Consider the following 12,264-nt stretch of genomic DNA (forward strand, 5'->3'; position numbering starts at 1 on the left):
ATGACCGTTAATCTCGGCACCGCCAACGAATTCATCGCCCGCCACATCGGCCCGCGTGCAGGCGACGAGCAAGCCATGCTCGAACGCCTGGGCTTCGACTCCCTGGAAGCCCTGAGCGCCAGCGTCATCCCGGAAAGCATCAAGGGCACCAGCGTGCTGGACATGGGCGACGGCCAGAGCGAAGCCGATGCACTGGCCTCGATCAAAGCCATCGCCGGCAAGAACCAGCTGTTCAAGACCTACATCGGCCAGGGCTACTACAACTGTCACACGCCGGCGCCGATCCTGCGCAACCTGCTGGAAAACCCCGCCTGGTACACCGCCTACACCCCATACCAGCCAGAAATCTCCCAGGGCCGTCTCGAAGCGCTGCTGAATTTCCAGACGCTGATCAGCGACCTCACCGGCCTGCCGATCGCCAACGCCTCCCTGCTGGATGAAGCCACCGCCGCCGCCGAAGCCATGACCTTCTGCAAGCGCCTGAGCAAGAACAAGGGCAGCAACGCCTTCTTCGCCTCCGTGCACAGCCACCCGCAAACACTCGACGTGCTGCGCACCCGTGCCGAGCCCCTGGGCATCGACGTGGTCGTGGGCGACGAGCGCGAACTGAGCGACGTCAGCGGTTTCTTTGGTGCGCTGCTGCAATACCCGGCCAGCAACGGTGACCTGTTCGACTACCGCGAACTGACCGAACGCTTCCACGCGGCCAACGCCTTGGTCGCTGTTGCTGCTGACCTGCTGGCCCTGACCCTGCTGACACCACCGGGCGAATTCGGCGCCGACGTTGCCATCGGCAGCGCCCAGCGCTTCGGCGTGCCGCTGGGCTTCGGCGGCCCACACGCGGCTTATTTCTCCACCAAGGATGCGTTCAAGCGCGACATGCCTGGCCGTCTGGTCGGCGTTTCCGTGGACCGTTTCGGCAAGCCTGCCCTGCGCCTGGCGATGCAGACCCGCGAGCAACACATCCGCCGCGAGAAAGCCACCAGCAACATCTGCACCGCCCAAGTGCTATTGGCCAACATTGCCAGCATGTACGCCGTGTACCACGGCCCCAAGGGCCTGGTGCAAATCGCCAATCGCATCCATCACCTGACCGCGATTCTCGCCAAGGGCCTGGGCGCGCTGGGCCTGAACGTCGAGCAAGAGAGCTTCTTCGACACCCTGACCCTGCACACCGGCGCGCAAACCGCCGCCCTGCACGACAAGGCCCGTGCCCAGCGCATCAACCTGCGTGTGGTCGATGCTGAACGCCTGGGCCTGTCCTTGGACGAGACCACCAGCCAGGCGGATATCGAAACCCTCTGGGGTCTGTTGGCCGAAGGCAAGGCCCTGCCAGATTTCGCTGCACTGGCCGCCAGCGTGCAAAGCCGCATCCCGGCCGAACTGGTGCGCCAATCGGCGATCCTCAGCCACCCGGTGTTCAACCGCTACCATTCCGAAACCGAGCTGATGCGCTACCTGCGCAAGCTCGCCGACAAGGACCTGGCCCTGGATCGCACCATGATCCCCCTGGGTTCCTGCACCATGAAACTCAACGCCGCCAGCGAAATGATCCCGGTGACCTGGGCCGAGTTCGGCGCCCTGCACCCGTTCGCCCCGGCCGAGCAAAGCGTGGGTTACCAGCAACTGACCGACGAACTGGAAGCCATGCTCTGCGCCGCCACCGGCTATGACGCGGTGTCGCTGCAACCCAACGCCGGTTCCCAGGGTGAATACGCCGGCCTGCTGGCGATCCGTGCCTATCACCAGAGCCGTGGCGAAGACCGTCGCGACATCTGCCTGATCCCGTCTTCGGCCCACGGCACCAACCCGGCCACCGCCAACATGGCCGGCATGCGCGTGGTCGTGACCGCCTGCGATGCCCGCGGCAACGTTGACATCGAAGACCTGCGCGCCAAGGCCATCGAGCACCGCGAACACCTCGCCGCGCTGATGATCACCTACCCGTCCACCCACGGTGTGTTCGAAGAAGGCATCCGCGAAATCTGCGGCATCATTCATGACAATGGTGGCCAGGTGTACATCGACGGCGCCAACATGAACGCCATGGTCGGCCTCTGCGCCCCAGGCAAGTTCGGCGGCGACGTGTCGCACCTGAACCTGCACAAGACCTTCTGCATCCCTCACGGCGGTGGCGGCCCGGGCGTCGGCCCGATTGGCGTCAAATCGCACCTGGCGCCGTTCCTGCCGGGCCACGCCAACATGGAACGCAAGGAAGGCGCAGTCTGCGCGGCGCCGTTCGGCAGCGCGAGCATCCTGCCGATCACCTGGATGTACATCCGCATGATGGGCGGCGCGGGCCTCAAGCGCGCCTCGCAACTGGCGATCCTCAACGCCAACTACATCGCCCGTCGCCTGGAAGAGCACTACCCGGTGCTCTACTCCGGCAGCAACGGCCTGGTGGCCCACGAGTGCATCCTCGACCTGCGTCCGCTCAAGGATAGCAGCGGCATCAGCGTCGATGACGTCGCCAAGCGCCTGATCGACTTCGGCTTCCATGCCCCGACCATGTCGTTCCCAGTGGCCGGCACGTTGATGATCGAGCCGACCGAAAGCGAATCCAAGGAAGAACTGGACCGCTTCTGCGACGCCATGATCTGCATCCGCGAAGAAATCCGCGCAGTTGAAAATGGCAGCCTCGACAAAGACGACAATCCGCTGAAGAACGCCCCGCACACCGCCGCGGAACTCGTCGGCGACTGGACCCACCCTTACAGCCGCGAACAGGCGGTGTATCCGGTGGCGTCGTTGATCGAAGGCAAATACTGGCCGCCCGTGGGCCGGGTCGACAACGTGTTCGGCGACCGCAACTTGGTCTGCGCCTGCCCGTCGATCGAAAGCTACGCTTGACCTGAAGGGGGGTGGGTTTGCTCGCCCCTTTCAACCACAGCGCATACTCCCTTGTGGGAGCGGGCTTGCTCGCTCCCACATTGGATCTACGCCAATCTCCTAAAACCGTCGATCCCATAAAAAGAAACCGGAGAAACACCATGTCGTTAAGCGTGTTCGACCTGTTCAAGATCGGCATCGGCCCTTCCAGCTCCCACACGGTCGGCCCGATGCGTGCCGCGGCCCGTTTCGTCGAAGGGTTGCGTCGTGATGAGCTGCTCCATGCCACTGCCAGCGTCAAAGTCGAGCTATACGGTTCCCTCGGCGCCACCGGCAAAGGCCACGGCAGCGACAAGGCCGTGCTGCTGGGCCTGGAAGGCGAGCATCCGGACACCGTGGACACCGAAACAGTCACCGCCCGGCTCCAGGAGATCCGCACCAGCGGTCGCCTGAACCTGCTCGGCGAGCACATCATCGAATTCAACGAAAAACTGCACCTGGCGATGATCCGCAAACCGTTGGCCTACCACCCCAACGGCATGATCTTCCGCGCCTTCGATGCCGCCGGGCTGCAAGTGCGCAGCCGCGAGTACTACTCGGTGGGCGGAGGCTTTGTCGTGGACGAAGACGCGGCCGGCGCCGACCGTATCGTCGAAGATGCCACACCGCTGACCTTCCCGTTCAAGAGCGCGAAGGATCTGCTGGCCCATTGCAGCACCTATGGCCTGTCCATCAGCCAAGTGATGCTGACCAACGAAAGTGCCTGGCGCCCAGAAGCCGAAACGCGCGCCGGCCTCCTGAAGATCTGGCAAGTGATGCAGGATTGCGTGGCGGCGGGCTGTCGCAACGAAGGGATCCTGCCGGGCGGGCTGAAGGTCAAGCGGCGAGCCGCCGCGCTGCATCGCCAGCTGTGCAAGAATCCCGAAGCCGCACTGCGCGACCCACTGTCGGTGCTGGACTGGGTCAACCTGTATGCCTTGGCCGTCAACGAAGAAAACGCCTATGGCGGACGCGTCGTCACCGCCCCAACCAATGGTGCGGCGGGCATCATCCCGGCCGTGCTGCATTACTACATGCGCTTCATTCCCGGGGCCAATGAAGATGGCGTAGTGCGCTTCCTGCTGACCGCTGCCGCCATCGGCATCCTGTACAAGGAAAACGCCTCCATTTCCGGCGCTGAAGTCGGTTGCCAGGGCGAGGTCGGCGTGGCCTGTTCCATGGCCGCCGGCGCACTGTGCGAAGTGCTGGGCGGCAGCGTGCAACAAGTGGAAAACGCCGCTGAAATCGGCATGGAACACAACCTCGGCCTGACCTGCGACCCGATTGGCGGCCTGGTCCAGGTGCCGTGCATCGAACGCAACGCCATGGGCTCGGTGAAGGCCATCAACGCGGTGCGCATGGCCATGCGCGGCGACGGGCATCACTTCGTCTCGCTCGACAAAGTCATCCGCACCATGCGCCAGACCGGCGCCGACATGAAAAGCAAATACAAGGAGACCGCCCGCGGCGGTCTGGCGGTCAACATCATCGAATGCTGACGCACGCCATTCTCATTTTCCAGGAGTTGATATGTCCACCGAACAACTGTTGAAAACCCCGCTGCACGCGCTGCACCTTGAACTCGGCGCCCGCATGGTGCCGTTCGCCGGCTACGACATGCCCGTGCAATACCCGTTGGGCGTGATGAAGGAACACCAGCACACCCGTGATCAGGCTGGGCTGTTCGATGTGTCCCACATGGGCCAGATACGCCTGACCGGCGCAGGTGCCGCCAAGGCCCTGGAAACCTTGGTGCCGGTGGACATCATCGACCTGCCGGTGGGCATGCAGCGCTATGCCATGTTCACCAATGAGAACGGCGGCATCCTGGATGACCTGATGGTCGCCAACCTGGGCAATGACGAACTGTTCCTGGTGGTCAACGCGGCGTGCAAGGACCAGGATCTGGCCCACCTGCAAGCGAACATCGGCGGCCAGTGCAACATCGAGCCGCTGTTCGAAGCCCGCGCCCTGCTCGCCCTGCAAGGCCCGGCCGCCGTCACCGTCCTCGCACGCCTGGCCCCGGAAGTGGCGAAGATGACTTTCATGCAATTCCAGCGCGTCACCCTGCTGGGCGTGGATTGCTTTGTCAGCCGTTCGGGCTACACCGGTGAAGACGGTTTCGAGATTTCCGTGCCGGCGGCCGACGCGGAGAAACTCGCCCGCGCGCTGCTGGCTGAGCCAGAGGTAGCCGCCATCGGCCTTGGCGCCCGTGACTCCCTGCGCCTGGAAGCCGGCCTGTGCCTCTACGGCCATGACATGAACACCGAGAGCACGCCGATCGAAGCCAGCTTGCTCTGGGCAATCTCCAAGGTGCGCCGCGCCGACGGCGCTCGTGCCGGGGGCTTCCCTGGGGCGGAAACCGTTTTTGCCCAGCAACAGCAAGGCGTGAAGCGCAAACGTGTCGGCCTGTTGCCCCAGGAACGCACACCGGTTCGCGAAGGTGCGCAGATCGTCAACGAGGCCGGCGAGACCATCGGCACGGTTTGCAGCGGCGGCTTCGGGCCGACACTGGGCGGTCCGTTGGCGATGGGTTACCTGGACAGCGCCTACGTCGCCTTGGACACGCCAGTCTGGGCCATCGTGCGTGGGAAAAAAGTGCCTCTGCTTGTAAGCAAAATGCCATTCGTTCCACAGCGCTACTACCGTGGTTGATTGGTTGTTTCTATAAGTAACGCGGTTGCGCTAAACGTGCACTAATGTGTAACGCAACCGCCATAAAAAGGTGCATCTAGTGTTAATCATCCGGGCTTATAACGCTACGGAACTACTGGACTTGCCTTTTGATTAAGCCGACCTTGAGGAAACATCTAAAACGCCAGCAAAGCTGAGTAAATACGGGCCCTTGAGGGGGGTTGTTTTTTCGTTGGAAGTTGGCGTAGAGTTTCGTCACTGTGTTTGCATGGGTCGCTTGGATCGTGACCTGGGCAGTAGCCTACGAAGTTAGCTACAACCCGTTCGACGTCATCTTACTTTCCTGCAACCCAGCCCCAGTACTCTTTCGTGTGGAAAGAGGCTGTCATTAATTTAGCGTCAAGGAAATAAGAAAATGGCTGAACGTCAGAGCGGTACCGTCAAGTGGTTCAACGACGAAAAAGGTTTTGGTTTCATCACCCCTGAAAGCGGTCCGGATCTGTTCGTACACTTCCGCGCCATCCAGGGCAACGGCTTCAAGAGCCTGAAAGAAGGCCAGAAAGTCACTTTCGTTGCCGTACAAGGCCAGAAAGGCATGCAGGCTGACGAGGTTATTGCCGAAGCCTAAGGCTTTCGCACACTAAAAAGCCCCTGATTGATATCAGGGGCTTTTTTATGGGCGTAAATCCGTAAAATGGGTTCTTTTTGGCTCGAGGCCGTCATGTCGAAACACCTGCTCACCCCCCAGGGTGACTTCCCTCCCGCCCGCCTGGGTCGTCGCCTGGCCGCGATGTTTTATGACTTCCTGCTGTGCACGGCGCTGCTGATCGTCACTGGCGGTGTCTACAAGATGATCCAGATGGCGATCATTGGCGAAGAAAAGATGCGCGCCCTCACCGACGCCGGCGCGCTGGACGGCGATCCGCTGCTATCAACGGTGCTGCTCTTCGTGCTGTTCGGCTTCTTCGCAAAGTTCTGGACCCACAACGGCCAGACCCTGGGCATGCAGGTCTGGTGCATCCGCGTGCAGAACGCCGACGGCACGGCCATCAGCCTGTGGCAGGCGCTGTTGCGGTTCGTGGTATCGATTGCGTCATTGCTGCTGTTGGGCGCGGGCTTTATCTGGGTGCTGTTCGACAAGCGCAAGCGCAGTTGGCATGACATCTACTCGGATACGCAGTTGGTGCGGATTCCAAAGAAAACCAAATAAGAACACCACAGGACCCGTGGCGAGGGAACTTGCTCCCTCGCCAAGAAATCCTCGCAGCCCCGCTATCGTCTTCAGCTTCAGGCATTCCCCGCCAACTTCATCCGCGCTGCCTGAGTGAAATCCAGCATGCGCTTGAGGGGGCGAATCGCCTGGGGAATCAACGCCGGGTCGACGAAAATCTCGTTGGTGCCTTCCTGCAAGCTTTTGAGCGTGCGTTCCAGGGTGTTCATCGCCATCCATGGGCAATGCGCGCAACTGCGGCACGCCGCGCCGTTGCCGGCGGTGGGGGCTTCGATGAAGACCTTGTCCGGGCACAGCTGCTGCATCTTGTAGAAAATGCCCCGGTCAGTGGCGACGATCAGCGTCTTGTTCGGCAAGCTCTGGGCAGCGGCGATCAACTGACTGGTGGAACCCACGGCATCCGCCAGCTCGATGACCGAGGTCGGCGACTCCGGGTGCACCAGGATCGCGGCGTCCGGGTACAGCGCCTTCATGTCTTCCAATTGCTTGGACTTGAACTCTTCATGCACGATGCAGGCGCCGTCCCAGAGCAGCATGTCGGCACCCGTCTTGCGCTGGATGTAGGTGCCCAGGTGCTTGTCCGGGCCCCAGATGATCGTCTCGCCGTTGTCCATCAGGCTTTCGACGATTTCCAGTGCACAGCTGGACGTCACGACCCAGTCCGCCCGCGCCTTGACCGCCGCCGAGGTGTTGGCATACACCACCACCGTGCGCTCCGGATGCTGGTCGCAAAACGCCGAGAATTCATCCACCGGGCAGCCCAGGTCGAGGGAGCAGGTAGCTTCCAGCGTTGGCATCAGCACGCGTTTTTCAGGGTTGAGGATCTTGGCGGTCTCACCCATGAACTTGACCCCGGCCACCACCACGGTCTTGGCCGGATGGGCGTTGCCGAAGCGGGCCATCTCCAGGGAATCGGAGACACAGCCCCCGGTCTCTTCGGCCAGGGCCTGGATGATCGGGTCACAATAGAAATGCGCGACCAGCACCGCGTCCTGAGCCTTGAGCTCGGCGGCGATGGCAGCGCGGTACCAGGCCTCTTGCTCGGCCGACAGCGGCTTGGGCTGCTTGGCATCGAGGTGAGCCTGGACCAGAAGGCGTTCGGAAATCTGCGTCATGTTCGCAAGACCTATAGGCGCATTTGCGCGAAAGTCGAGTATACACCCGGCTCCGGACCACTCGGGTACCGCCGGGAAAGTGAATGTCATCAGGCACGGGACAGCGTGAAGCCGGCAAGGCTACAGAATATCCCGCCGTTGCAAAAGATCATTCTGACCTGTGCCCGGGCAGGCGACTTGCGCCTGTGCCAAGCTGACTGAAATGTAATCACTCGCCCCGCCCGGCTGTGTCATCGTTCGCTCTACCCTGCATGGGACCACTTCCCTTGCACGCAGCGAATCGACTGACGGACTTTCATCGCATGCAAACAAAAACTTCCCGGCGAACCTTTGTAAAGGGCCTGTCTGCCGGCGGCATCCTCGCTGGCCTGGGCTTGTGGCGCGCCCCTGTCTGGGCCGTCACTGGCCCTGGCCAACCCAACGTACTGAGCGGCACCGAGTTCGACCTGTTCATCGGCGAAAGCCCGGTCAACTTCACCGGCAGCCCACGCACCGCCCAGACCATCAACGGTGGCATCCCCGGCCCGCTGCTGCGCTGGCGCGAAGGCGACACCGTGACCCTGCGGGTGCGCAATCGCTTGAAGGACACCACCTCGATCCATTGGCACGGCATCCTGCTACCGGCGAACATGGATGGCGTGCCGGGGCTGAGCTTCAAGGGCATCGAGCCCGACGGCATGTACGTCTACCAATTCAAGGTCCGGCAGAACGGCACCTACTGGTACCACAGTCATTCCGGCTTCCAGGAGCAGGCCGGGGTCTATGGGCCGTTGGTCATCGACGCCAAGGAGCCCGAGCCCTTCCGGTACGAACGGGACTACGTGGTGATGCTCACCGACTGGACTGACGAAGATCCCACCGACGTGCTTCGTAAGCTCAAGAAACAGTCGGACTACTACAACTACAACAAACGCACCGTCGGCGATTTCATTGACGATGTGGGCAAGAACGGCTGGGGCACCACCGTGGCTGATCGCAAGATGTGGGCTGAGATGAAAATGAATCCCACGGACCTTGCTGACGTCAGTGGCGCCACGTACACCCACCTCATGAATGGCCAGGCGCCAGACATGAACTGGACCGGCCTGTTCAAACCTGGCGAGCGCATCCGCCTGCGCTTCATCAACGGCTCGTCCATGACGTATTTCGACGTGCGTATTCCCGGCCTGAAAATGACCGTCGTCGCCTCCGATGGCCAGTACGTCAAGCCAGTGAGCGTCGATGAGTTCCGAATCGCCGTGGCGGAAACCTACGACGTCATCGTCGAACCCACGCAGCAAGCCTATACGCTGTTCGCCCAATCGATGGACCGCACCGGCTATGCCTGTGGCACCCTCGCCACCAAGGCCGGGCTGTCGGCGCCGGTTCCGCCCCTCGACCCCAGGCCATTGGTGACCATGGATGACATGGGCATGGGCGGTATGGATCACGGCAATATGGGTGAAGTGAAAGGCATGGACCACGGCTCGATGCAGAGCATGGACCACGGCCAGGTACAAGGCATGGACGCAGGCATGCAGGGCATGGATGACATGTCCGGCATGGATCACAGTGCCATGCCAGGCATGGGCGGCATGCAGGCCCACCCCGATTCGGAGAAAGACAATCCGTTGGTGGACATGCAGGCCATGAGCGTCAAGCCCAAGCTCGACGACCCGGGCATGGGCCTGCGTGACAACGGCCGCAAAGTGCTGACCTATGCGGACCTGCGCAGCACCTTCCCCGACCCCGACGGCCGCGAACCGGGCCGTACCATCGAGCTGCACCTGACCGGGCACATGGAGAAATTCGCCTGGTCGTTCGACGGCGTGAAATTCTCCGACGCCGCGCCGCTGCTGCTCAAGTACGGCGAGCGACTGCGCATCGTGTTGATCAACGACACCATGATGACCCACCCCATCCACCTGCACGGCATGTGGAGCGACCTGGAGGACGAGAACGGCCAATTCATGGTCCGCAAGCACACCATCGACGTGCCACCGGGCTCCAGGCGCAGCTACCGGGTCACCGCCGATGCCCTCGGGCGCTGGGCGTATCACTGCCATCTGCTGTATCACATGGAGATGGGCATGTTCCGTGAAGTTCGGGTGCAGGAATGAGGAAGCGACCGTGACCACTATCATCAAATACCCCGCCCTGCCCGTGGCCATTCTTGCCCTCGGCACCAGCGTCTCGGCCTGGGCCGCAAGCAATGGCATGCCTGGCATGGATCAGAGCCAGATGCAGGGAATGGACCACAGCCAGATGCAAGGCATGGACTCGATGCAGGGCATGGAGCCCATGCAGACGGCCCCCACCCGCAGCCGCACGCCCATCCCGGAACTGACCGCCGCCGACCGCGCCGCCGTCTACGAGGATCACGGTGGACACGCGGTGCATGACAGCGCCATCAACTCGTTTTTCCTGATCGACCAACTGGAATGGCAAGACGCCGACGACGGCAGCGCCCTGAGCTGGGATGCCTCCGGGTGGGTCGGCGGCGATATCGATCGCTTGTGGCTGCGCTCCGAAGGCGAACGCACCAACGGCAAGACCGAAGAAGCCGAAGTCCAGGCCCTGTGGGGTCATGCCGTCAGCCCTTGGTGGGACGTGGTGGCCGGCGTTCGCCAGGATTTCAAGCCTGGCGATTCACAGACTTGGGCGGCCTTCGGCGTACAAGGCATGGCGCTGTATAACTTCGAGGCCGAAGCCACCGCTTTTATCGGCGAGGGTGGCCAGAGCGCGGCGCGCCTTGAGGGTGACTACGACATCCTGCTGACCAATCGCCTGATCCTGCAGCCCACCGCCGAAGCCAACTTCTATGGCAAGAACGATCCGGCCCGTGGCGTCGGCTCGGGGTTGTCGGACACCGAACTCGGCGTGCGCCTGCGCTACGAAGTACGCCGCGAATTCGCGCCCTATATTGGCGTCACCTGGAATCGGGTCTACGGCAACACCGCCGACTACGCCCGGGAAGAAGGCGAGGACCGCAGCGAAGCGCGCCTGGTGCTGGGCGTGCGCATGTGGTTCTGAGCCGCTGATCTGCTTCACTAAAAACTAAAACCGAGCTGTAGGAGTCCTTGCATGTCATTCATCAAAACCGCTGTTATCACCGTCGCCTTGTCCGCCGGCCTGTTGGCCAGTGGCTTGGCCCAGGCCCACCCGAAACTGCTGTCGTCCACGCCGGCCGAAGGGGCCGAGGGCGCGGCACCGGCGAAGATCGAGCTGCACTTTTCAGAAAACCTGATCACCAAGTTTTCCGGCGCCAAGCTGATGATGACGGGTATGCCCGGCATGGCGGACCATGCGCCGATGCCGGTGTTGGCCAAGGTGTCCGGGAGCGATGATCCGAAAACCATGGTCATCACCCCGAAAGCGCCACTCGCCACCGGCACTTACCAGGTGCAATGGCGCGCGGTGTCGTCCGACACTCACCCGATCACCGGCAGCGTTAAGTTCAAGGTGAAGTGAGTTGATGAGCGACTCGATCAACGTTGCGCTGCGCTTTGCCCTGTACCTGGATCTGATGCTGCTGTTCGGCCTGGCTGCCTTCGGTCTCTACAGCCTGCGGGGCAAGGAACGCATGTCGGGCGCGGTATTGCCTTTCGCACCGCTGTTGGTGAGCACGGCGGTGCTGGGCGGGTTGCTCTCCCTGGCGGCGATGGCCTGCATGGCCTGGGCGATGAGTGGTGTTTCCGAGTGGACCGAACTGCGGCCACACGTTGAAATGATGGTGGCGGAGACCGATGTCGGCCTGACTTGGACGGTGCGCATGGCGGCGTTGCTGCTGGCGGGTGTTGCCGCGACACTCAGCCACCGCTGGCCGACCGCCAGCCTGGGCCTGGTCGCGCTGGGCGGGGCCGTGGCCCTGGCGACGCTGGCCTGGGCAGGCCACGGTGCCATGGACGAAGGCGCCCGTCGTAACTGGCACTTCATCACCGACTTCCTGCACCTGTGGGCCGCGGGTGGCTGGGTCGGTGCCTTGGCGGCGTTTGCCCTGCTGCTGCGCCAGGCCGAACATCGGCTGGTGGTACTGGCCCGGACGTTGACCGGTTTCGAGAGCGCCGGGACGGTATTCGTGGTGGTCATCAGCGTGACGGGGGTGATCAACTATCTGTTCATTGTCGGACCAAGCGTCGACGGAATGCTCCAGAGTACCTACGGCCAATTGCTGGCGCTCAAGCTCATCCTGTTCATGGCCATGCTGGTGTTCGCCGCGCTGAATCGTTTTCAACTGAGCCCCCTGCTGGAGCAGGCCCGGCGGACCGGCGAGCATCACGTTGCGGTGAATGCGTTGAGGCGCAGCATGGTCCTGGAGTTTTGCGTGGTGGTCATCATCCTGGGGTTGGTGGCTTGGCTGGGGACGTTGAGCCCAGGGATGGACTGACCGGCTGGCGTCCCACTGGGCCCGTGGCGAGGGAGCAAGCTCCCTCGCCA

Annotated in this window: 10 protein-coding genes; 9 read left to right on the top strand and 1 reads right to left on the bottom strand. The window is 62.5% G+C overall.

The annotated features are described in order from the left end of the window. The 5 genes from gcvP (at position 1) to JZ00_RS15870 (ending at position 6,712) form a co-directional block, all read left to right on the top strand. The gene (gene gcvP, locus JZ00_RS15850) at positions 1–2,850 is read left to right on the top strand and encodes an aminomethyl-transferring glycine dehydrogenase (RefSeq protein ID WP_039591722.1); all 2,850 of its coding nucleotides are present in this window, start codon (positions 1–3) and stop codon (positions 2,848–2,850) included. 140 nt (positions 2,851–2,990) lie between these two features. Then, positions 2,991–4,367 carry an L-serine ammonia-lyase gene (locus JZ00_RS15855; RefSeq protein ID WP_039591721.1) on the top strand — a complete coding sequence of 459 codons (1,377 nt, stop codon included), beginning with the start codon at positions 2,991–2,993 and terminating at the stop codon, positions 4,365–4,367. 31 nt (positions 4,368–4,398) lie between these two features. After that, positions 4,399–5,523 (top strand): glycine cleavage system aminomethyltransferase GcvT, encoded by a 1,125-nt coding sequence (gcvT, locus tag JZ00_RS15860; RefSeq protein ID WP_039591720.1) that lies wholly within the window; start codon positions 4,399–4,401, stop codon positions 5,521–5,523. Positions 5,524–5,917: 394 nt separating this feature from the next. Further along, the gene (locus JZ00_RS15865; protein WP_039591719.1) at positions 5,918–6,130 is read left to right on the top strand and encodes a cold-shock protein; all 213 of its coding nucleotides are present in this window, start codon (positions 5,918–5,920) and stop codon (positions 6,128–6,130) included. A gap of 93 nt (positions 6,131–6,223) precedes the next feature. After that, positions 6,224–6,712 (top strand): RDD family protein, encoded by a 489-nt coding sequence (locus tag JZ00_RS15870; protein ID WP_039591718.1) that lies wholly within the window; start codon positions 6,224–6,226, stop codon positions 6,710–6,712. A 77-nt stretch (positions 6,713–6,789) separates the two neighbouring features. On the opposite strand, the gene nadA is transcribed toward JZ00_RS15870, so the two are convergent. Then, positions 6,790–7,848, bottom strand: a complete 1,059-nt coding sequence (nadA, locus tag JZ00_RS15875; RefSeq protein WP_039591717.1) for a quinolinate synthase NadA — start codon at positions 7,846–7,848, stop codon at positions 6,790–6,792. A gap of 302 nt (positions 7,849–8,150) precedes the next feature. On the opposite strand from nadA, the gene JZ00_RS15880 reads away from it, so the two are divergent. The 4 genes from JZ00_RS15880 to copD are packed head-to-tail and all read left to right on the top strand — an operon-like array spanning position 8,151 to position 12,214. Next, positions 8,151–9,947: a copper resistance system multicopper oxidase gene (locus tag JZ00_RS15880; RefSeq protein ID WP_039591715.1), complete on the top strand. Its 1,797-nt coding sequence runs from the start codon at positions 8,151–8,153 to the stop codon at positions 9,945–9,947. 37 nt (positions 9,948–9,984) lie between these two features. Next, positions 9,985–10,860 (top strand): copper resistance protein B, encoded by an 876-nt coding sequence (locus tag JZ00_RS15885; RefSeq protein ID WP_412177677.1) that lies wholly within the window; start codon positions 9,985–9,987, stop codon positions 10,858–10,860. 51 nt (positions 10,861–10,911) lie between these two features. Continuing rightward, positions 10,912–11,298, top strand: a complete 387-nt coding sequence (gene copC / locus JZ00_RS15890) for a copper homeostasis periplasmic binding protein CopC (RefSeq protein ID WP_039591713.1) — start codon at positions 10,912–10,914, stop codon at positions 11,296–11,298. Positions 11,299–11,302: 4 nt separating this feature from the next. Beyond that, entirely contained in the window at positions 11,303–12,214 is a 912-nt protein-coding gene (copD, locus tag JZ00_RS15895) for a copper homeostasis membrane protein CopD (RefSeq protein WP_039591712.1), read from the top strand. The last annotated feature ends 50 nt before the right edge of the window (positions 12,215–12,264 follow it).

This window comes from Pseudomonas frederiksbergensis (genome assembly GCF_000802155.2).
Lineage (GTDB): Bacteria > Pseudomonadota > Gammaproteobacteria > Pseudomonadales > Pseudomonadaceae > Aquipseudomonas > Aquipseudomonas frederiksbergensis_A.